At 72.1% G+C, this 22079-nt stretch carries 15 protein-coding genes; 2 read left to right on the top strand and 13 right to left on the bottom strand.

The features are described from left to right. Positions 1-34: 34 nt before the first annotated feature. The 13 genes from fxsT (SRB5_RS19140) to SRB5_RS19075 all read right to left on the bottom strand — a co-directional run bounded on the left by fxsT (SRB5_RS19140) (position 35) and on the right by SRB5_RS19075 (position 20744). Positions 35-3934, bottom strand: a complete 3900-nt coding sequence (fxsT, locus tag SRB5_RS19140) for an FxSxx-COOH system tetratricopeptide repeat protein (RefSeq protein WP_323378145.1) — start codon at positions 3932-3934, stop codon at positions 35-37. After that, positions 3931-4899 (bottom strand): hypothetical protein, encoded by a 969-nt coding sequence (locus SRB5_RS19135; protein ID WP_153453602.1) that lies wholly within the window; start codon positions 4897-4899, stop codon positions 3931-3933. Before SRB5_RS19135 ends, fxsT (SRB5_RS19140) begins: the two co-directional genes overlap by 4 nt. Next, entirely contained in the window at positions 4896-5933 is a 1038-nt protein-coding gene (locus SRB5_RS19130; RefSeq protein ID WP_323378144.1) for a MoxR family ATPase, read from the bottom strand. Before SRB5_RS19130 ends, SRB5_RS19135 begins: the two co-directional genes overlap by 4 nt. Continuing rightward, entirely contained in the window at positions 5930-7204 is a 1275-nt protein-coding gene (locus SRB5_RS19125; protein WP_153453600.1) for a toll/interleukin-1 receptor domain-containing protein, read from the bottom strand. Before SRB5_RS19125 ends, SRB5_RS19130 begins: the two co-directional genes overlap by 4 nt. Positions 7205-7217: 13 nt before the next feature. Further along, the gene (locus SRB5_RS19120) at positions 7218-8105 is read right to left on the bottom strand and encodes a DUF4231 domain-containing protein (protein WP_323378143.1); all 888 of its coding nucleotides are present in this window, start codon (positions 8103-8105) and stop codon (positions 7218-7220) included. Positions 8106-8151: 46 nt separating this feature from the next. Continuing rightward, positions 8152-9414, bottom strand: coding sequence for an FxsB family cyclophane-forming radical SAM/SPASM peptide maturase (locus SRB5_RS19115; RefSeq protein ID WP_323378142.1), 1263 nt, complete (start codon positions 9412-9414; stop codon positions 8152-8154). Positions 9415-9803: 389 nt separating this feature from the next. Further along, positions 9804-12806: an FxSxx-COOH system tetratricopeptide repeat protein gene (fxsT, locus tag SRB5_RS19110; protein ID WP_153453596.1), complete on the bottom strand. Its 3003-nt coding sequence runs from the start codon at positions 12804-12806 to the stop codon at positions 9804-9806. Between the two features lie 17 nt (positions 12807-12823). After that, positions 12824-13396 carry an aKG-HExxH-type peptide beta-hydroxylase gene (locus tag SRB5_RS19105; protein WP_228390200.1) on the bottom strand — a complete coding sequence of 191 codons (573 nt, stop codon included), beginning with the start codon at positions 13394-13396 and terminating at the stop codon, positions 12824-12826. A gap of 535 nt (positions 13397-13931) precedes the next feature. Further along, the gene (locus SRB5_RS19095) at positions 13932-14168 is read right to left on the bottom strand and encodes a hypothetical protein (protein WP_153453593.1); all 237 of its coding nucleotides are present in this window, start codon (positions 14166-14168) and stop codon (positions 13932-13934) included. A 138-nt stretch (positions 14169-14306) separates the two neighbouring features. After that, positions 14307-17252, bottom strand: a complete 2946-nt coding sequence (locus SRB5_RS19090) for an SAV_2336 N-terminal domain-related protein (RefSeq protein WP_153453591.1) — start codon at positions 17250-17252, stop codon at positions 14307-14309. A gap of 6 nt (positions 17253-17258) precedes the next feature. Further along, on the bottom strand, positions 17259-18263 hold the full coding sequence (locus SRB5_RS19085) for an AAA family ATPase (RefSeq protein WP_323378154.1): 1005 nt from the start codon (positions 18261-18263) through the stop codon (positions 17259-17261). 31 nt (positions 18264-18294) lie between these two features. After that, the gene (locus SRB5_RS19080; protein ID WP_153453587.1) at positions 18295-20280 is read right to left on the bottom strand and encodes a VMAP-C domain-containing protein; all 1986 of its coding nucleotides are present in this window, start codon (positions 20278-20280) and stop codon (positions 18295-18297) included. After that, entirely contained in the window at positions 20277-20744 is a 468-nt protein-coding gene (locus SRB5_RS19075) for a CU044_2847 family protein (protein ID WP_194292959.1), read from the bottom strand. The genes SRB5_RS19080 and SRB5_RS19075 overlap by 4 nt, the downstream gene beginning before the upstream one ends. 171 nt (positions 20745-20915) lie before the next feature. Between SRB5_RS19075 and SRB5_RS19070 the strand changes: the two genes are divergently transcribed. Both SRB5_RS19070 and SRB5_RS19065 read left to right on the top strand, forming a co-directional pair. Next, positions 20916-21098 carry a DUF6104 family protein gene (locus tag SRB5_RS19070; protein ID WP_153453585.1) on the top strand — a complete coding sequence of 61 codons (183 nt, stop codon included), beginning with the start codon at positions 20916-20918 and terminating at the stop codon, positions 21096-21098. 125 nt (positions 21099-21223) lie between these two features. Further along, positions 21224-22078, top strand: coding sequence for a DUF4097 family beta strand repeat-containing protein (locus SRB5_RS19065; RefSeq protein WP_153453583.1), 855 nt, complete (start codon positions 21224-21226; stop codon positions 22076-22078). Position 22079: the final 1 nt, after the last annotated feature.

Genomic DNA, 22079 nt, shown 5'->3' with positions numbered 1-22079 from the left:
GCCCTCGTCCCTCTGGCGGCGAGGTCGCGTCGTTTCAGATGGGCTGAGGTTCGAAGTCCCAGTACGGGCGCCCCTGCTGCCCGGCCGAGAGTGTGTGCGGATGCTGGGCGCCGATCGTATCCCGCAGGTCTGTCATAGTCTGCTGATGTAGTTCCTCCGCCTCGTGCGCGCGTCCCAGTCTGCGCAGGTCCCAGGCGTATGCGGTGGCTGCCACCAGAGCGAGCGGGTGCTGTGGGCCAAGCCGCTCCGACGCCACTTCACGGAGCGCCTTGTCGTGGTCTACGGCTCCCCCCACATCCCCGTTCAGCGCGAGCATGGACGCGTGATTGAGCCGGCATCCGAGGGTCCACGGGTGTTCCTCACCCACCGCACGGGTCATCAGTTGCCAGGCGGTGCGAGCGGCGGTTCCGGACTCGTCGCGCTCCACCCCACTCGCCCACTGGGCGAGTGCGAGGTTGCCGAGGGATCCGGCCGCGTAGGGGTGGTCGGGTCCGAGAAGTCGGAGATAGCCGTCGGACACGTCACGGGCGAGCTTGTACGCCTCGCGCGGGCTCTCGGCTCGCAGCAGGGTGGCCTGGTCGGCCGCCATCATCAGCGTATCCGGATGCAGGGGGCCCTGAACCTGACGGGAACGCTTGAGCACCCCTCTGAACAGGTCGGCGGCATCCTCGACCCTGCCATCGCGACGCAAGCACTGGGCAAGATTGTGCTCGGCGCTCAGCGTCTGCGGATGGTTGCGGCCCAGGGCCCGGCGGTGCAGCCGGGCATTGCGCTGCTGCAGGTCCAGCGCTTCGGCGTACCGGCCCAGCAAACGCGTCATCCACGCCGCGCACAGCCCGGAGTACAGGGTCTGGAAGTTGTCGTCCCCAAGTTGTCTGACGCGCAGTTCGTACAGCTCGCGGTGGATGTCGAGGGATTCTCGATAGTGGCCCAGCAAACCCAGGGTCACGGCCATGTTACTCCGGGCGTTCAGGGCACGGGGTGTGTGATCCCCGGCTCTAGATGCATGCCCTCGCCAGACCTCGTGGAACAGCTCGCGGGACCGGGCGAACTGTCCGAGTGCCATCAGCGTGCCACCCAGCCCGTCCTTGGCTCGCAACAGATCCGGATCCGCCGGGTCCCGGGCGCCTGCCAGCAAGTCCACCACGGCCACTCCGACGGCCTCCGCATCACGGTAACGACCCATCCTTCGTAGCAGATTGGCGTGTTGGTGCACCAGCACGAGCATATCGCCGTCGGTACCCGGATAACGGGGTCGCCAGCGGGCGACCGCCTGCTGGCACAGACGCAGCCCAGTGTCGTACTCACCGCGCAGTCGGAGGTTGTCGACGCAGTCCAGTAGTAGCTCGCGCACTCCGTGCTCATCGCGGTCCAGCACCCCCGCGACGGAGAGGTGCGGGATGATCTGCCGATAAACGGGCCACTCCCGCTGATCCGCGGGATGTCCAGGATTGGCCGCGGCAAGGACGCCGCAAGCCGCTGCGGACAAGGAAAGACGGGTGTCATGGCTGAGGTTGCCACGGATGAATCGGTGGTACAGGCGATGCATCTGTGCGGACTCCACGGTGTGTTCCAGGGAGGGATCCTGGGAATAACGCAGATCGATGGCCGTCAGATTCGCGAGCTCCGCCAGCGCCTTCTGCCAGGTGGCCGAGTCGGCCACGGTACGGGCGATACTGCCCGGTGGCAGGACTGCCGCGGGGGCGGCGGCGATCAGGCGCAAGGGAATCGCGTCTGGCGAGAACATGGTCATCAGTTCAATGAGATCCGCTGCGTCCGCATTGCGTTCACGCAGCGACCCAAGCAACAAGGCCCACGATGTCGCAAACGCGTGCGGATAATCATCCTCGACACGCACCGCCAGCTCTTCCGGCGAGAGCCGCAGCAACATGTCGACGTACTCGCTGATGGACTGCTCCGGATTGGCGGCGAGCCAGGCCGTGGTCTGTGCGAGCACCAGTGGCAGATCCTGTACCGACTCCGCGAGGTACTCCGCTTCGACCGAGGTAGCCCGGGGAACCCGGCGATGGATGAACGCGACGCTCTCGGCACGGGTGTACACCCTCAGGGTGTACTCCTGGAACCCCAGCACACCAGCCCAGTCCCGGGTGAGGCTGGTGACGAGCACATCGCCGCGTCCTTCCGGCAGCAAATCCCGGATCTCCTCCACGTCGTCCGCCCCGTCGAAGATCAGCAGCCAGCGCTGTCTGGGCGTGGTACGGGCTCGCAGCGCCGTGTGAACTGCCCGGATTCGTTCGCCGACGTCGCGGCCTGCGGCTAGTTCCAGATGGACGGCTAGCGCGGCGAACTGTTCCCGAGCGGTGCTGCGCTCGCCAGCGTAGATCCACCAGACGACGTCGTAGCTGTCCCCGTACCGGTAGGCGTACTCGGACGCCATCTGGGTCTTGCCCACGCCGGAGATACCGGTGAGCACTACCCGGGCCCCGGTCTGGCCGGGCTCCGCCAGCAGTTCCGAGAGTTCCTCGAGGTCGTCCTTCCGACCGGTGAAGTGGGTGTTGCGCCGGGGCGCCTCGCGTACCTGTGGGGGGTCGTTCGGGAATCGTGGCCCGTCGGGCTGCTCCGGCGGTTCACATACCGGGACAGCCAACCGCTCGAGGACCAACCGGCGGGCTTCCTCCTCTTCCAGCCCCGCCACGTCGACAGGTTCGAGCAGTGTGACCGCCTCGGGCAGCGAGCGGGGCGACAGGACAAGGGCCGCGAACCGCTCCCGGTTGGGGTCCACGATCGCCCGGAGGGCCGCCGACCAGGCCGACCCCTGATGCAGATCAGGCCGCAATGCACGTTCGTTGAGTAACAGCAGCACCTGGCCCGGGGCCGCAAGCAGGGAGCCGAGAGACTCCTGGGGGGTCCGGGACGCCGTGTCCCAGCGCAGCAGGGTAGTAGCGCAGCCAGCCGCCTCCAGTTGATGGGCCGTCCACATCGCCCAGGGACGGCTCTCACCCGAGTAGCAGATGCTGATGTGTACGCTACTTGGGCCAGTTGGCACCTTCTCGGAGGTTGCAACACTCAGATCACCGGACGGCAGCCGGAGCACCACTCCCGGCGGTGTGTCGGGCTGCACGTCGGGCTGTGGAGGCAGCATGTAGACCGCTCCGTCGGCGCTGACCAGCCGATGTGGTCCGGGACCCACCCACTCCTGTACGAGCATGTCCCGCCCGATGAGAACCGTACGCACAGTGTCACCCGTCATCAGCTCCACGACACGGGGGTCGGTGTCGGGCACGGAGATCGCGAATTCACCCGGCTCCAACGAAGCGTCCCCCATCAGCAGCCGGTCTCCACTCCACCGGATATGCAGCCGAGCGAGCGGTAGATTTCCTGCGATGGCCACGACATCGGCGAGAGCCAGCCGCGCTGGGCGGGGAAGGCGCGGCTGTTCTCCGGCGAGCCGGTGCGAGGACAGCGTCATCAGCTGCCAGGCAGCGGTAGAGCGCCTTACCCGATCCGGCAACCGGTCCCAGGCTGTGGTGAACCAGCGGGCGACACCCTCCCGGTCCTCCGTCATCAAGGCACGCAGGGCAGGCTGGAGCGTCTCCTCGATGAGCTCGGATGCCTCCGGACCACCACTGACGTCCAGCCAGGTGGCGTACTCCTGGGCGCGGAGCGCGGGCGACTGACCGGACCGAACCCGTTGATAAACGGACCACAGCCGGTGGATCGGATCCTCGTCGGATGCCTCGCGCAGCCTGGTCCTGAGAGTGTCGCGCAAGGGTTCCAGTACGTCGGCCCGCAACTCAACGTAGCCGTATCCGCGGTGCTCGACCAGGTCGCCGAACCACAGATCCACTTCCGCGGCCACGTCCAGGCCGGGCGCCGCCGTGATCCGCACGGCGCGCATGAGTTCGGGCTCGATGCGGGCCGCAACACTGAGCAGCACCGCGAGCGTCCGGCCCGGCCGCTCGGCACCCCTCACGGCCGGGCCCCCAGTGCCTTGCTGACGATCGTGCCCCGGTCCCACACCACCATCGGGAGCAGCATCCGCGCCCACCTCGGCCAGTACTGCTCCGGCAGGGGCACCAGTGCCACCGGTTCACAGCCCCGCTGCCGGATCGCTCCCACCGCCGCCTGCCATTCCTGCCTCCCGGCCCGCCACGGGTTCAGGGGCGGCCCGCCCATGCCCAAATCGGAGAGAATCAACACGCGCGCACCCGGCCGGGGCAGCCGGCAGGGCTGACGCCAGGTGGCCCGGGACCCGGGACCCGCACCACGCCCGGGTGCGTCGGAGAACCAGAGGACCTCCGTGCCGGCCGCTCCAGCCAGCGCCCGGACCTCTCTGATCACATCACGCACGTCCCGGGCAAAAGGCTCCATCGACGCGGACACATCAGCCAGGATCTGCACGCCGTACCGGAGCGTGGGCACCGGAAGACGGGGAATCTCGTCCAGCGGCCGGGCCTGTGACAGCTCCTCCGTGGCCCGTTCCACATCGAGTTCCCCGTCTCGGACTATCCGGGAGAGCAACACAGTAAGCAGCGCAGCCGTCGAGCGCGGGGCGAGAAGCGACAGATGCGGGGGGACGACAGCGGGCTCGCCGCGGCCCCGTGGCCGCTCCAGGGACTCGTGGGTCCAGCGGATGCGCCGCGGCGGCGTATGCTCGACAGGCTCCAGCAGTGGCACCACCACGCTGCCCGGCTGCTCCACGCGATCCTCGGCCCGGGGGGTTCGCGTGGGCGGGGGCATTTCCGGCCCTGGATCCAGGCCCTCCCGGTTTCCCGCCGGATCGCCCCTGAGGTCCTCGGTGTTCGGTAACTCCGCCGACGCGGGCTGCTCACCGCCCAGTCCCAGGAGTCCGGCGATCTGCGCGAGTTCTTCAGGTGTCCCGGCGCCCAGCGCATGCGCGGCGCGGACCAAGTCCCCCAGCCACGCGCCGCCGATCACTTACGGTCCTCTGCCATCTGCTGAGGCTTGATCAGCACGTTCTGGGTCAGCATCTGCCACTGTTCGTCGCCCGGGCGGATACCAAGACTACGACAGGCCACCAGGGCGTCCAGATATTCCGCGGTACTCGGCCTGCGGACATCCTGCGCGTCCGCTTGTTTGCGGACCTCCATCAGCATCTCGGCAACCTTCTCCGCGAGCTCCCGGTCGGACTGCCGTGTTCCGCCCGGCCACAGCTCCATGTGTTTCTCGGCGATCTGCACAAGCATCGCCTTGTCGTGTTCCGGTAACTCGTGCACCACGCAGCGGCGTAACAGCGCCTGTGGTAGTTCGCGCTCCTCATTGGTGGTCAACACAATTAGGTTGCGGGTTCGGTACACATCCTCGTCGCCTGTCGCATCGGCGTCCTCCGTGGTGGGTTCAAGACGCTCGGACACAATCTCCGCGCCTGTCTCAGCCACCTTGAACCGGTGCGAGCCGAGAGGCACGAGGAGGCTGTTGGGAACATCGGGATCTGCCTTGTCGATCTCGTCGATCAGCACGACTGCACGAGGAGACCGACGAGTGTCATTCACTTTGCCGAACGGATCCGGACACGGATCGGGTACGTGCTCTCCTTCCGGACGCCCACGTCGGCGGGCGGACTTCGGGGCCAGCGCCCACCACAGCACTCCCGGCACCACATAGCTCGCGTCGTCCGGCTGCGGCTCCTGGCGCACCTGCGCATCGCCCAGCCGGCGGACGCTGTCGAAACTCCACAGCAGATCACGAGGCTGCGTACGGTATGTGACGACGTGTTCGTAATAGCGCCAGCCCTCCGTGCTGGCGATGTACGGCGCCAAGGACGACTTGCCGGATCCCGGCCTCCCCCGGAGGAGAAGCGGCCGACCAGTCGCCAGGGCGACCCGCACCGCGAAGTCGAGCCCCGGCGGCATCACATACACCCTGCCGTCGTTACGGTCCGGCGTGTCGAGCCAGTTCGCTGCGGACTCACCGGCCAACAGCTGCGGCGTCTCACTCGGGCTGTCGCTCACTGCGCCCCCCTTGTTCCCCCGATGGTGATCGGGCCCACGCGCTCCTTCAACCGTGACACGACGCTGACTGCCAGCATCTCATGCCGTCGCCCCAATTCCGGGGCCAGAACCAGCACATCATCGGGGCTTCCCGGCCATTGCTCGCGCGACTCCACCGGAGTCCGGGGGATGACCAGCACCCGGATCCAGGGGACCAGTTCGTGTATCTGGGACACCACCCGGTGAACCATGTCCAGTTCGCATTGGCGGGCATCGAGTACAAGGAAGAACTGGCTCTTGAGTACAGGCTTCTTCCTGAGCTCCTGCCAGTCGTCTTCGTGCTCGACACCAAACCTCTTCCCGAGCACCGTCAGGCACTGCTCCAGCAGGTACTCCTCGGGATCCTCCTCCCCGGGCGGGTCACCCGCCGCCCGGGCGATGTAGTACCTGTTCCAGTCGACGCAGAAGGCCCGGTCCAAGTACTGCTCGCCGATCATGGCGCTGCGCACGTTGAGCAGGACGATGCGGTGGACCGAACCGTCTGTGTCCCCGATGATGCGACGGGCCTCGTCCCGGTCGATCCAGGCGGGGACGACCAGGCTTGCCAGCATCTGGGTCCGGCTGATCTCCAGACCTCCGTCATGTGCGCTGCCGACCGTCCGGGCTAGAGTCTCGATGTCGTGGGTGTCGAGCAGCTGCGAGGCGAGCATCAGGCAGCTCATTCCGTCGGGCTGCAGCGCCGCGTGCTCCTCCTCCGGCACCCGGAGTTCCCTGGCGATCTCCACCAGGGGCAGCCGGTCGCCCAGAGCACGTAGCTGCGCGGCGATCTTCCTGATCCAGCGCTGGATCACATCGTCTGTCACCTGAGCAAGCTGCGGGAACGCTGCGGCGATCCGGTCCGCGTCTGCCTCGGGTTCCCCGTTGGCCCGGCCCAGATCCGACCTCCCCAGATCGCGCAGTGCAGACTCCGCAAGCTTTTTCGAACTGACGCCCCCCACCCGCACACCAACTACTGTGATCCCGGACCCGAGACTCTGCCGCCAGTTCAGGACAGCGACCTCGCGCTGGACCCAGTCGGACACCAGCGCATCCTCGTTCAGCAGCACCACGGCCGCGTCGCACTCCCCCAGCCACTGGTACAGCTTCCTCCGCCAGGGCTGGCCCGGGCGCTGATCCTGGACGTCCAGCAGAACGTCGTAACTCCGGCCCTTCAACCGCACAGCCAGCTCGTCCCGCAGCCGTGCCGTCTGTGGGTCCTGGCTGGTGCTGTGGCTGATGAACACCTTGACCACCCTCGACCTGCTTTCAGTCCGCCGTCCACTTGGCCATCCAGCCCTCGTTCTGCACCGAGATGACGTGCTCGCCCCGCTCCGCCAGACGGTCGCCGTCCGCCGGGGTGGCTGGATCGAGTTGCTCCCACCACAGGAGCAGCCGCTCCAGCTCGCCGGTGGTCCGGCTGAACTCCACCTGCTGAACCACATACTTCGCCGTTGCCCCATGGGCTGCCACGGCGGACGCGACGGCTGCGACCACGGGCATCCAGGCCGCCGCGGACTCCACCGCGAAGGCACCGGCCACCCCGCCGAGGAGGACAGAGAGTACAGCGAGTGCTACCGTCCAGCGCTCGATCGACTGTGCCCGCCGGGCCATCTCACGGGCCTTGGGCCGGTAGTAGACCTCGAGTTGGCGCCGGAGCCGTTCGGCGGCATACGTCGCGGCGTCACTGACCGGCGGGAGCGGACGGTCCACCGGGCGGATCGCGGAGATCCCGGGCTCCAGATCGGCCGCGTCGGCCAGCACCCGCCCGGCCCGGTCGGCTAACTCGGCATCGGCATCCGCGGCAGCCGCGTAGTGGGTGAGGCGCGCAAGCCGCAGATAAGTCTGACTCTTCAGCTCCTCCGATACCGCGCGCGTTCGCGTCCAGTCCCGGACCCGATCGGCGGCCGCTCCCCTTACCGCAAGCGGAGCCACCCCCGCGGCAACGAACGCGAGAAAGGCCAGCGTGCGTCCCGTCGGCTGGGACACGGGCATCAGCTGTGCGGATCCGGCGCCCAGCACGCCTGCGGCGAGGGTGGCACAGAGTGCCGTGAGCCTCGCGCGTCCGATCGCCGTCTTCTGCCGATTCGCGGCCTGCGACCAGATGTTCTGGGCTCTCCAGACATCCTCTGCCGCAGCCCTTCCCCCGTCTGTCACCTCTCGATTCTGACGTGGCTTCAACAACCTTGCAACGAGCTGTCGTTCAGTGAACCGGGACCGGAACAGCGCCCAGCACCCGCTCCAGTCGGCGGGCGATGTGCCTGATCAGTAGTTTCAGGTCGGCGCAGTAAACCGAGGGGTTCCGGAAGCCGCTCCCACGTTCGTAACGATGGGCGTAATGTCCGCCGCCACAGACCGCCACCACCGGGCACCGGCCGCAGGTGTCGGACAGTGCGGCAAACCCCAGTTGCCGGGCAGCAATGCCGGGATGCTCCAGCGCCTCGTCGAAGCTGTTGCGGAAGATGTCCAGACCGGTCTCCGGTGCACCCTCGTACGCTGTCTTGAGGCTGTCAACCTGCTGAATGACGCCGTCCGTCTCGACCAGCACGGCGGCGACGGGCGACAGCCCAACGGCTTCCGCACTGCTGTCCCAGCCGAGCAGCAAGCCAATGATCTCGGCAAAGAGCCGGATCCGGGTCTGGTAGCGGTCGCCGTCGAACCAGCGGTCGAAGGCACGGGTCAGCCACTCCCCGTACGGTGCTTCGCCTGCCGTGGACGGACCTTTGCCGTACGGCGGCGACGACCAGTTGGCATGCGGTAGCAGCAGGTCGATCGCGGCGGGCCGGAACTCCAGCAGCGAGTTGTAGATCTCCACCGGATCCCGGTCGAGATCCACGGCGCAGAGAATGCCGGCGTACGTCTCCGGATATTCGGCGAGCACCAACAGTCCACGGACAGCAGCGTCCCAGGAGGGACGACCGGAGTGATCGACACGCCGCTTGTTGTGGTGGGAGTAGCCGCCGTCGAGGCTGACGCCGACTCTGATCCGGGCATCGGCGAGACGCCGGATCACGTCGTCCGTCAGCAGTGTGCCGTTCGTCTGCACACTGACCTGTACCTCGCAGCTCACGCCGGTCGCCTCCACCGCCTTGCGGACCTCGGCCGCCTGCCTGAGCACTGCCGTTCCGCCGCCCAGCAAGGGCTCCCCACCATGCAGGTCGACTCTGATGTGGCGCAGGCCGTGAGTCGCCACATGCTCACCGATCCGCTCCGCGCTGCGCGTGAGCACGCGGTCGGGCACACGCACGGGGCGGTGGCGCCAACTGTTGTCGGCCGCCGTGTAGACATAGCAATAGGTGCACAACAAATTACAGCGGCTGTGCACCTTGAGTACGAATTGATGGAAGGGAACCGGCGGCACACCCGCACGCCGCAGACCAGGCACGTCCAGCAGCCGATGTGGCCAGGGGGCGGACTCGTGGACGTTCGGGTCGGCCGCTGCTCCCCTCCGTGGACCTTCGCTCACCTCAGGGACTGTCCTCGTAATACCCGATCGATCCGACGGCCCGCTCCTGTAAATAACACAGCACCCCGGCCAGCACCGGATGCTCTACATCGCGCCGGAACCTCTCCAGCTGGCTCTCCGCGCCAGGGCAGGGCTGGACAGCCTGAACTGAACCGCCCGCTACGAGCGACTCCCCGGGCCGAGGGTTCGACACGGCATTCCCTCCGCGATGAGGCACACGTCACATGCTAATCATGCCTCAGTGGCTGAGCGCCACTTTGCCGAAAGCCGGTGGGATGCCGACGGTGGTCGGATCACCGGAACAGCCCAAGCAAGTGCTCACCGCCGGATGGACGCCCTGACGGAAGGAGACCAAGGGTGTCTGGACCCACCCCACCCCAGGCGGGGCCTCAGCCCAGGTTCGCCTCGAAGTCCCAGTACGGGCGGACGCGCTTGCGGGCGTCGACCGTGTGCGGGTGCTGGGCGCCCATGGTGCGGTTGAGGCGCTGCAGGGCCTCCTCCTCGTACGTCGTGGCCTCCTCCAGCTCCTGCAGCGCCCGCAGGTCGGCCGCCACCGCGGTCGTGGCGGACAGGGTGAGGGGGTGGTCCTCGCCCAGGACCTCGCGGGCCAGGGTCATCGTCCGGCGGGACAGGTCGGCAGCCTCTCGCAGCCGGCCGCTGGCGTTGCGGCCCATGGTGGCGTTGAGGGCGCAGCCCAGGGTCCACGGATGGCGCTCGCCGAGGAGGGCGCGCATACCGGCGAGGGACTGCTCGAAGAGGTTGAGGGCGCCGGAGCGGTCGCCCATCAGGCGCAGGATCAGGCCGATGTTGCTGGGCAGGCCGGTGGACACGGGGTGGGTGGTGCCGAGCAGGGCACGGAAACCCTCCTCGGCCTCCTTGGCCAGGGCGAGGGCGTCGTCGAGCTGGCCCTGTTCGCGCAGGTAGCAGCTGTAGTCGTTGGTGAGGATCAGCGTCTGCCAGGCCCGGCGCCCGTGCGCCCGGCGGAAGCGGTCCAGCAGCGAACCGAGAACGGCGCCGGTCTCGTCCCGGGCGCCACCGGCGCGGTACTGGCACAGGGCGAGCTGCCGGCTGGCGAGCAGCGTCTGCACATGGTCCCGGCCCAGCGTCTGCACCTGCAGCTTGGTGCCCTGCTGCTGACGCGTCAGCGCCTCCTGGAACCGGCCCAGCAGTCTGAGGTCGAAGGCCACGTTGTTGCTCACCAGCAGCGTCTTGCGGTCCCGGGGTGGCAGCACGACCTCGAGCACCCGCAGCTCCTGGACGTCGGTCTCGTACGCCTCGGCGTACCGTCCGAGCAGCCGCAGCGTCACGGCCCGGTTGCCCCGCATGCTCAGGGTGAACTGGTCGTCGGGGCCGTACAGCCGCTCGGCGTACGCCAGCGCCCGCTCCTGGTGCTCCAGCGCCTCGGTGTAGCGGCCCAGGCGGCGCAGGTCGGCGGCCAGGGCGCTGTGGGTGCTGGCCAGTTCCGCCTCGTTGGGCGTCTCCTCGGCCTGCAGCCGGGCCAGTTGCGCCTCGTCCAGCGCGTACGACTCGGAGAGTCGTCCGCCGTCGCGCAGCATCCGGCTCTGGCGCTGGGTGAGCTTGAACCACAGCGGGTCGCCGGGGTCCAGCATCCCGTGCCAGGCCTCTCTGACCTGGGCGGCGAGGGCGGCGCCCAGGGCGTACTCGCCGCTGTGCATGCAGTAGCCCAGGCAGTTGACGACCAGGTGCTGGATCCGGCGGTTGGTGCTCCGCAGGGCGCCGCTCGGCTCCAGATGGAGCATCAGGTCGGCGTAGCGCGGCCAGTCGGCGACGTTCTGCGGATGGCCCGGGTCGGCCTCGGCGAGCGCCCGGCGGACGACCCGGCGGTGGACCTCGCGGCCCTCGGGGGCGAGGAGCCGGTTGACGATGCTGTGCACCAGGCGGTGCATCCGGACGGCGATCTCCACCGAGTCCGGTTCCTCCGCGGCCGTCCGGTCCATGGGCTCCAGCGTCACCACCGAGAAGTTGGCCAGCGCCTCCAGCGCCTTGGACCAGGCGGCGGGATCGCGGCCCAGCCAGCGCAGGCCCTCGGGCAGATCGCGGTCGGGCAGCTGTCGTACGAGGCCCAGCGGGATACGGCCCGAGGCGAAGCCGGTGCACAGGGCCAGCAGGTCGACGGCCCGCGGGTTCTCCTGGCGGAGCTGGTTGATCAGCAGGGACCAGGACATCAGCGAGGACGCCGGATAGGACGTGGCCTCCTCCTCGGCGAGCTCGGGGGCGCCGTAGCCGGACTCGGTCTGGCGCAGATAGTCCTCGACGGCGATGTCGGCCCCGTCCAGATAGGCGGCGGCCTGGCTGAGGGCCAGGGGTACGTGCTCGAGCCGGTCGGCGACCCGCTCGGCCTCGATCGAGGTGATGCGCCGGGCGCGGCGCATCAGGAAGCCGGTGGACTCCGCCCGGTTGAAGCCGGACACCTCGATCATGTCGGCGTGCTGCCCCCACTGCCGGTTGCGGGCCGTCACCAGGACGTGTCCCGAGCCGACGGGCACCAGGGTGTCGAGGTCACGTAAATCGTCCCAGCCGTCGAAGATGATCAGCCAGTGCAGATAGGGGGCGCCGATCCGCAGCGCCTCGCGGACGGCACGGATCCGCTCGCCGGGGCCGGAGGTGTCGGTGGGCAGATCGAGGCGGGTGGCGAGCTGGCCGAAGCGTTCCCGGCGCTGGGCGGGGCTCTCCGCGTTGACCCACCAGACGACGTCGTACTCCGCGCTGTAGCGGTGGGCGTACTCGGCGACGATCTGCGTCTTGCCGATGCCGGGCATCCCGACGAGCGCGCAGACGGCGGCGCCGGCCTGGGCGTCGGTGAGCCGCTTGCCGAGGTCGCCGAGGAGTTCGTCGCGGCCGGTGAAGGCAGGGTTGCGGCGGGGCACGTCGCCCCAGACCTCGGGCGGGTCGCTCGGGTAGCGGAAGGGGCGGCGGCCGGCGAGCGCGCGCTGCGCCTCGGTGGGCAGCTCCAGCCGGGTGAGCAGCCGGCGTTCGGCCTCCCCCGCGTCGATGCCCCACAGCTCGGCGGGACGCACCACGCCGGCGGCGGGGGGCAGGGCTCCGCTGGAGACGTTGACGGCGGCGAAGCGGTCCTTGTGCTCGCGGACGAAGCCGCGCAGCACGTCGTCCCAGTCGCCCTCGGGACGCGGGCCGAGCTGGAAGAACCACTGGCTGAGCACCAGCACCACCTGGGCCTCGGCGAGCAGCAGATCGCTGAGCGCGCCCTGCAGGGGCTTCTCCCGGGGCGGGTCCCAGCGGTACATGGTGGCCCGGTGGCCGTGGCTCTCCAGTATGCGCAGGACCCAGGTGGCCCAGTGGCGCTGGAATCCGGGGAACACCACCAGGTAGTCCCTGGTCTCCTCGCCTGACGGCGCCTGCTGCGGGCTCATCGGCGGCTCCCCTGACCTCAGTAGTAGACCTTGCGGACACCATTCCCGAGGGCGGCGTGGTGATGTGCCATGCCACGGCTGAACGCCGTCCCCTCAGGCGTAAGTTCACCCGTCTCCCGTAGGAGCGCCAGAGCGGCCCCGACCTGCTCACGGTAGCCCTCGCGGCGGGCGCGTGCGGTGTTTCGCGCCGACGGGGCGAGGTCGTCGCGCAGCGCCACCCGGTGCCACAGGTCGGCGAGGCCGAGATGGGCGTACGTGCCCTGGAGGACGGCGTGTACGGGCCGGGGGTCGGCGCGCCAGGCGACCCGGTGGCGGGCGGTGCCGCCGCGGCGGTACAGCGGCATCGCGTCGAAGAGGACGGCGAGCTTGCTGTGCTGGATCTCGTGGACGAGCAGGGCGGCGAACGCCGGTACGTCCTCCGGCGGGACGCACAGCACGGCGCCGGGGGCGGCGCGGCCGGTGACGCTGTTGGGCGTGTGCGGTCCGCGCGGGCCCGGGACGCGGGGCGCGCGCTCCAGGGGGACGAGGCTGCGGGTGCGGGCGGCGACCTCCGCGGCCCGTTCGGCGTCGGCCGCCCGGAGCCACGCCAGGGCCTCGGTCCACAGCTCCGGCCAGGGATGGCGGCCGGCCGCGGCGGCGTCGGCGACGCGCCACAGCGGGCGGCCCGCGGTGTCCCGGGGGACGCGGTGCGGGTCGGTGCAGTCCAGCCGGCCGCTGCCGCCGGGCAGCCGGGGCAGCTCCGGCCCCCCGGTGCGGCCGGTGCCGGGGAGCGTCGGCCCGGCCCGGTCCGGGCACGGCAGGCCCGCCGCGACGGCGGCCGCGGCGGCGACGGCGGTGAACTCGTGCAGCTCACGCCCGAGCGCCGGGGCGTCGAGCCCGAGCAGCCGGCTCAGCCGGTTGCCCGTGGCGGGGTAGCCGAGGACGTCGCGTACGGCCGCGGGAGCCCGGCGTTCGGCCTGTACGAGGAGGTCCCAGTCGGCGGCGAGGACGGCCCGGGCGGGGGCGGGGACGCCGGCCCGTCGTACCCGTTCGTCCAGCGCCCTGACCAGCAGCAGTCTGCGGTGGTGCAGCCACCGGTCGAGCTGTGCGTCGCCCTCGGGGAACGGCCGGGTGCTCCCCAGGCGCTCAAGCAGGGGGACCGCCGCCCGCCGGCAGGGTCTTGTCTTCCTTGTCGTCGTCGTCCGGCTGCGCGTAGCCCTCCTCGGCCCCCGCCCCGCACGTCAGCAGAAACTCCACGGCGGCGTCCAACTGTGGTGTGCGCAGCCCCCGCAGCGTCCGAAGGTCGACACCGGAGAGGTCCGGAAGCGGTGGCGCCGCGGCGCCCTCCGTACCCGCGTGTCCGGTGACCGTCTGAATCCGCACGATCGTTCTCCCTCCGAGCCACCCGGCAACGGGCCCCCCACGGCCTGTTGACTCCTTCCCGAACGCCCAGGTCCGGAAACCCGCCGGTACGCCGGGTGAGGCGTATCCGGCCTCCGCCCGCGCCCGCCGGCGGAGCGCCTATCCCCCCTCCAGCCCCGCCACCCGCCGCCGCGTCGCCGTCACTTCCGCCCACGGCAGGTCACCGTGCTCCGCGCCGAGCCGGCCCCACTCGGCGGCGGCGGAGCGGAAGGCCTCCAGCGCCTCGCCCCGGCGGCCCGCCTCCTGCCACAGTTCGCCCAGGCCGTGCAGCGCCCGCGCCCCCTCGACGGAGGACGGGCCGGCCTCACGGGCGGCCTCGATCGCCGCGCGGTAGGCGTCGCGGGCCTCGTCGACGGACCGTTCGCGTTCGGGGAACGCGGCGCGGGCCCGGCCCAGGCGGCGCCAGGCCTCGGCGCGGGCGGGGGCGTCGGGGGCGAGGCGGGCGGCGCGCTCCAGCTGGTGGCAGCTCTCGTACAGGTCGGGCAGGAAGCGTTCCTCCTGCCAGCGGCGCAGCAGGGCGCGGCCGAGGAGCAGCCCGAGCCGGGCGACGACCGGTCCGACGCCGGGCGCGGTGGCCAGGGCCTCGCGCAGCACGCCCTCGGGCCCGGGGGTGACGCCGTCGGCCACCAGGCGCATCTCCCCCCATTCGGCGAGGAGTTCGCTGCGCCGCCAGCCGTCGGCGGGGGCGAGCGGTTCGGCGCGCTCGTACGTACGGTCGGCGGCGGCGTAGTCCCCGGCGTCGCGGTACACCTGGGCCATGTCCGTCAGGCACGCGAGGCGCAGCCGGGTGTCGTCGCCGGCGGCGGTGAGGGCGCGCTGCAGTATCGGCGCGGTCTGCGCGGGCGGCGCGTCGAGCAGGCGCAGCGCGGCGGTCAGGTCGCGCAGGACGGAGCACAGGCGGCGTTCGCGGCCGGGGCGGCCGGTGTACGCGTCCTCGGCGGCGCGCAGTTCGGCGGCCGCCTGCCGGGCGCGGGGGGCGGGGTCCGGTTCGGTGCGGGCGAGGGCCAGCAGGGCGCGGCCGAGGCGGGTGCGGCGCTCGGCCTCGTCGCGGGTGTCGAGGCGGGAGGGGCCGGCGGGGCCCCGGGTCAGCGTCTCCACCGCGTCCAGCAGGTGCCGGGGGTCGCGGTCGAGCTCCCACAGTTCGTGCTGGACGGCGGCCCGTTCCAGCATCGACGCCGCCGTCCCTTCCTCCAGCAGCCCCTCGGCCCGCTCCAGCAGGGCCCCCGCCTCCTCGGGCGTACGCGGTCCCGTACGGCTGAGCGCCCGCAGCACGCGGGCCAGGACCAGCCGGGCGCGTTCGCCGCCGCCGGTGCGGACGGCGGCCTCGGCACGCCGGCGGGCGCGTTCCAGGGAGGGGCGGTCGCGCTGGGTCCACCAGAGCTCCAGCAGGCGTTCCGCCTCCTCGATGCCGGGGGCCGGGTCGCCGGGGGGCTCGTACGAGCGGACGACCTCGGCGGCGACGACGGCGAACAGCTCGTCCTCGGCCGCCGGGTCCGGCTCGGCCTCGGCGGGGTCGTCGGGGGCGGGCGGGGTGGTGCGTTCGAGGCGGGCGACGGCGAGGGCCGGGAAATTGCGGGTGCCCTTGCCGAAGCGGCGGGCGACGTAGTCGGAGACGTATTTGTTGACCAGCGTGGCCGCGCCCCGGTCCAGGGACTGCAGCAGCAGCCGGCGGACGCCGGGGCGGAACTCGTAGCGCGGGCCGGGGAGGCCGTCGCGGTCGGGGAGCCGGTGCAGCAGGCCGCCCAGCAGCACCTCGGCGAGCGGGGCGGAGCCGCTGGCCGGCAGCATCGCGGCCTGGACGAGGCGGATCACCGGCAGGACGAGCGGGGCGGCGGCCAGACAGCCGGCGAGCTCCAGCGCCACCGGGGAGGCGACCGCCCGGAAGGCGTCGAGCAGCTCCTCCGCCCCCGCCTCGGCGCGCGCGGCGGCGGTGGCGGTACGGGCCCGCGCACCGGACACATCCCCCGGCGGCAGCCACGCCGCCGCCGCACTGAGCGTCTCCGGCCCGAGACCGCCCACCAGCCGGGCCCACCCCCCGAGCTGCCCGGCGTCCGGGGCCAGCACCGGCACCGCCAGGGCCCCCGCCGGCGGCGTGGCGAAGGCGGCGGGCCCGGCGGACGTGAAGTCGAGCACCGGCCGGGTGCCACGCCTGCGCAGCACGCCGGGCTGCGCCGGCAGCGAGGCGCGGCGCCACATCCGGAACGGCAGCGGCTGGACGACGGCGAGCGGCGCGTCGTACAGCCACTCGCGCAGCAGCCGGTGTCCCCGCCCGGAGCGCCACAGGGGGCCGACGCAGTCGCTGAGCAGCAGGGTGACGCGCCGTCCGGCGGGGTCGCGGTACTGCTCGACGGGACGCAGCCGGCCGGGTTCGGTGGCGGGGCCGGTGCCGACGAGGAGGCCGCCGTCGGGGCGGTCGTACAGGTAGAGGGCCTGGACGTCGCGGAAGACGCCGAGGCGTTCGCAGCTCAGGCGCAGGGCGTCGAAGGCGTCCTGCCAGATGGTGTTGGTGGCGGACGCGTCCATGAGGAGCAGCAGTTCGGTGCGCCGGCCGCGTACGGGCCGGTGGACGGGCAGCACGGTGCCGGTGCGGGCGCTCTGCTCGGCCGTCGCGGGTTCGTCCAGCTCGCCGGGGACGGGCGGCAGCGGCGGGTGGTAGCCGCGCAGCGCGTGCAGCGCCCGCTCCAGGCCCCGGACGCCGGGCAGCGCCGTCTCGGGCGGGGCCGTGGGGGCGCGTACGGGCAGGGCCGCGCCGTCACGGGCGCCGGGGCCGGCGACGTACAGGCCGAAGGCCGCGGCGGCGTCGGGCCCGGTGGGCGCGGGGGCGGGGGCCGGGGTGTCCGGTCCGGGCGGCAAGACGTCGGAAGGCGACTGGTTGTCAGGACTGTCGGCGGGTGCCGCGGACACCGGCGTGTCCGCCCGTACATGCCGGGCCAGCCACAGGAAGTCCGCCACCTCCCAGGCCGCCGGGGTGGCGCCGGAGCCGCGCAGGGCCGCGAGGAACGCCGTCAGCCACTGGTCGGGCCCCCCGTCCGCGCGCGTGGGCATGGTCCGTCACCTCGAACGGTCGAGTCGGTGCAGCAGCATCTCGGCGATCCGGCGCCGGGTGGCCGGCTCCGCGCCCTGGGCACGCGCGGTGAAGAACAGGGCGTTGAACAGCTGGTCGTTGGCGATGACCTCGCCCGGTTCGCGGCGCAGGAACTCCTCGATCAGCTCGGCGCCGTCGGCCAGCGCGTCGGGGCCGAGATGCGCGGTGACCATCGCGGCGAGCTGCTGGGGGTCGGGCGGGGCGAGTTCGAGGGGGATGCAGCGGCGCAGCAGGGCGGCGGGGAAGGTGCGTTCGCCGTTGGAGGTGAGGACTATGAACGGGAACGCCTGGCAGCGCACCCGGCCGCGTTCGACGACGGCCGTGCCGCCGTCGTCGGTGCGGACCCGGACCCGCTCCTCGGGGGCGCGTTCGAGTTCGGGGATGGTGAACTCGCCCTCCTCCAGGACGTTCAGCAGGTCGTTGGGGAGGTCGGTGTCGCCCTTGTCGAGTTCGTCGACGAGGAGCACCCGCTGTTCGCCCTCGGGGACGGGCAGCAGGGCCGTACCGAGGGGGCCGAGGCGGATGTAGTCGCCGATGGAGGGGCGTTCGGCGGGCTCGCCGCCGCTCTGGGCGCGGTCGAGCTGGACGTCCTGGAGGCGGCCGATGGCGTCGTAGTGGTAGAGGCCGTCCTGCAGCGCGGAGCGGCTGACGATGGGCCAGCGCAGCACCTTGCCCAGGCCCAGCTCGTACGCGACGGCGTGGGCCAGCGTCGACTTGCCGGTGCCCGGATCGCCGGTGACCAGCAGGGGGCGGCGCAGATAGAGGGCCGCGTTGACGGCCTCGACCTCCTGCGGGCGCGGGTGCAGGCTCTCCACCAGCTGCCGCTGCACGCCGAGCCGGCGGGCGGCGTCGCCGGCCGTGCCGGCGTCCGTGCGGGAACGGGAGAAATCCCGCCACGGCGGGGGCGCCGGCAGTTCGCCGAGCCCGTCGTGGGGGCGGCCCGCTCCCCGGTAGATGCGCCAGTCGCTCACCATTGCCTCCTCCAGCCTCCGGCTGAGCCGGTCAGGACTCGTTCCACGGGAGAAGTGGTTCGAACAGGTCGTCGGACGGGAGTGGGGGCCTGTCCGGCGGATCATAGAGGAGAACCAGATCCCTGGCCCACGCCGCAGGATGCTCCGCGCCACGCGCCGCGCACGCCCCCGCGCGCAGGCCCGCCCCGTCCCCCGAAGCGGACACCAGGGCCCTCGCCTCGCGGTGGAACTCCTCCCCCGCGCCGCCCGGCAGTTCGGCGCGCACGCACAGCGCCGCGGGATGGCCGCCGTCCAGCAGCTCCGCCAGCCGCCGGGCGCCCTCGCCGCCACTCACACCGCCGGCGTCGACGGGGACGGGGGCGCCGGCGCCGTTGGACTGCTCGGCGACGGGATCCGGCGGGACGAACGGCAGCAGCGGGCCCGCCGTGATCCGGTCCCAGCGGCTGCGCCACTGCTCGTACGGGCCGTGGGCGCGGCGTTCGAAGTCCCGCAGGGCGACCAGGCGGTGCCGGCCCAGGGGGCCGGTCTGCGGGCCGGGGGGCTCGCCGGGGTCGGGGTGGCGGGGCGTCCAGCGGTCGACGGGTTCGCCGAAGAGCTCGCGGGGGAGCATGAAGTCCACGCAGGCGCGGGCGGGTCCGAGGTCGCCCTTGCTGAGCTGGAGGCGCAGGGCGGCCCGCAGCTCGTCCTCCAGCCGCTCGCGGGGGGCGGGGCGGGCGGACATCTGGGTGCTGACGACCTTGCCCCGGGGGTCGAGCAGCTTGACGCGCCAGCCGTACGCGTTGTCCCCGGGCTCGGCCTCGATCTCCACCAGGACGTCGGCGTGCGCGCCCGCGGGGCGGCGGGCGCCGTCGAGAATGGCCGGAATCCGCTCCTGGATGACCTCGTTGTCCAACCGCGGCACAAACCGCTCGGTCCACGCGCGCAGCCCGGTGAGCACCCGCGCCGAGGGGTCGGCCGTGGTGGCGCGCACCCAGTCGTACACGAGCGCCGCGTACACCGTGACCGCCTCCAGGGCGAACCGGGCGGCCTCGGCGCTGGAGTCGCGCGGGGTGCGCAGCAGGGCGGCGCCGTCGCGCCAGGAGCGCGGGTTGTGGTCGTTGATGTCGTACGGGGGCCGCAGCACCTCGCCGCGGGCCAGCCGGACGAGCTCCAGCACGTCACCGGCGCAGCCGGGCGGCGGCAGCTCGGCGAAGAGGGCGTACAGCTGGGCGCGTTCGTGCGGGCCGAGTCCGGTGACGGTCTCCGCCCGCTCCTCCGCCAGCCTGCGCTGCAGGCGCGGCCAGCTGTCGCCGCCCCTGGCGTAGCGCCGGTAGTGGTACCGGTCGTGGGCGGCGACGGCGCCGTGCCACTGCGCGGCGGCGCGCGGGCCCTGGTCGCACAGGGCGCGCAGTCCGGTGACGGGGGTCGCGAGGCCGCTGCTGTCCTTGCCGGTGGCCTTGACGACCGCTATCACGGCGCCCGTGCGCTCGTCGAGGACGGGGCCGCCGGAGACCCCGTGGTAGAGCGAGCTGCCGCTGGTGACGCGCAGGACGTGCGGCATGTCGCGCGAGCCCGTGAGGGTGCCGCTGCCGGAGAGGAAGACGGGGCCCTGGCTGACGGCGTCGCCGCTCCAGCCGTACCAGCGGATGCGGTCGTCGGGGCCGCTGTAGCGGTCGGCGAGCCACAGACAGCCGTCGTCGTCGGTGGCGGCCGGTACGGAGATCAGCGCCAGGTCCGGCATCGGCCAGCTGGTCAGCGGGGGGCGGCCGGGGTCGCGGGGCCGCGGCAGCCCGTACAGCAGGGTGCCGGCGAGCCGGCGTCCCCCGTCGGTCACGACACCGATGGCCCTCGCCCCCTCCCACACCGCGCCCAGCCCCTTGGCCACGACATGCGCGCAGGTCAGCACGAGCCTGGGCGCGATGAAGAAGCCGGTGCCCCAGAAGGAGCCGCCGGGAGCGTCATACCCGTCGGCCGGGGCTCCGATACGCACGACGGCGCGGCGCACGGGGTCGTCGAGCAGGCGCATGCCGTCGGTCACGGGGCGGCCTGCGGGGGCTGCGCGGGGATGGGCGGGACGGGCGGGCTCACGGCCGGGGCACGGTCGGGTGACGTGTCGCGGGCGGCGGTGCGGTCCTCGGGCGGGGCGCCGCGGGTCTCGCCGGGGCGCCAGGTGAGGGTGACGGAGATGCTGGCCCTGGTCTCGGCGTCGGCGATCACCGCGGCGACGGCCCGGCCGGGCTTGGCGACCAGCTCGACGCCGAAGGTGGCGCTGACCTCGTGCGGGGCGGTGCGCCGGGCGGCCTCGTGGACGGCGCGGCCGACGCCGGTGATCAGCCGGTCGAGCTGGCGGGACCAGGCGGCGAGGCGGTCGCGGGCGCCGACGTCGGTGAACGCCCCGCCGTCCTCGCCGGCGGCGGTGAACTCCTCCTCGCTCGCCATGCTCACGCGGGCGAGGACGACCTCGCCGCCGGGGAGTTCTAACTCCCGGATCTCGTACTCCACGTGCGCCCCCCGTCGACGGCCGGCTGCTGCTGCGGCCCCCAGCATTCATGGTCGGCGGGGTGCGGTTCAAGAGGGTCCACCGGCCCTGTTGCGCTGTTCACGCGCGCGGCCGAACCCGCCGGACGGGGCCTACTCTGGAGGCGTCACGACGAGTCAGACGGAGCGTCACCCTTGTATTTCACCGACCGAGGTATCGAAGAGCTCGAGAAGCGCCGCGGCGAGGAGGAGATCACCTTCGCCGAGCTGTCCGAGCAGCTGCGCACCTTCGTGGACCTCAACCCCGATTTCGAGATCCCCGTCGAACGGCTGGCGACCTGGCTGGCCCGGCTGGACGACGAGGACGACGAGGACTGATCCCGTGGGGCGCCCCCGAGCCCCCCGTGCGCCGTCCCCCGCTTCCCTCTCGCGACTCCACGATATATCGTGAGTAGCACCGGGACGCGATACAGCGCGTTCCCCGTCCTCAGGGAGGCCGGCGGATGCCCAGCGAGCAGCTCCTCGCGGAGCCGACCACGCTCACCTTCGACCCACCGGTCGACGCGCTGAAGGTCCGCCTGGTCAGCGGCAACGTGAACGTCGTGGGCAGCCCCGACCCCGGCGCCCGGCTGGAGGTCACCGCGCTCGAGGGACCGCCGCTGCGCGTCGCGCTGGCGGACGGCACCCTCACCGTCGCGTACGAGGACCTGCCCTGGCAGGGCTTCCTGAAGTGGCTGGACCGCAAGGGGTGGAAGCGGCACGCCGTCGTCAGCCTGGTGGTGCCGGCCGGCACCCGGGTCGAGCTCGGCGTGGTGGACGCGACGGCCGTCGTCTCCGGGATCGCGGCGCCGATCGCGGTCCAGGGCGTCTCGGGGGACACGACCGTGGTCGGGATCTCCGGCCCGGTCCGCGCCGACACCGTCTCCGGGCGGCTGGAGGCGCAGGCGGTCAGCGGCGAGCTGCGGTTCAACTCGGTCTCCGGCGAGCTGACGGTCGTCGACGGCGGCAGTCCGCGGGTACGGGCGGACTCGGTGTCCGGCGACATGGTCGTCGACCTGGTCCCGGCCGCGCGCTCCGCGGAGGTCACGCTGACGTCCGTATCGGGCGACGCGGCGCTGCGGCTGCCCGAGGCCGCGGACCTGGAGGTCGAGGCGCACACCGCGAGCGGCGCCGTGTCCTGCGCGTTCGAGAGCCTGCGGATCGCCGGGCAGTGGGGGGCCAAGCGCGTCAGCGGCCGGATCGGGCAGGGCAAGGGCCGGGTGCGGATGAACACCGTCTCCGGCGCGGTCGCCCTGCTGCGCCGCCCGCCGCAGGACGGGCCCGAACCCACTGTTCCCGGACACGAGAAGGTGCTGTAAG

Origin of the sequence: Streptomyces smaragdinus (assembly GCF_009604385.1) — a bacterium.
Classification (GTDB): domain Bacteria; phylum Actinomycetota; class Actinomycetes; order Streptomycetales; family Streptomycetaceae; genus Streptomyces; species Streptomyces smaragdinus.
The sequence above is the reverse complement of the archived record's forward strand: the minus strand, read 5'-3'. Positions and strand labels throughout refer to the sequence as shown.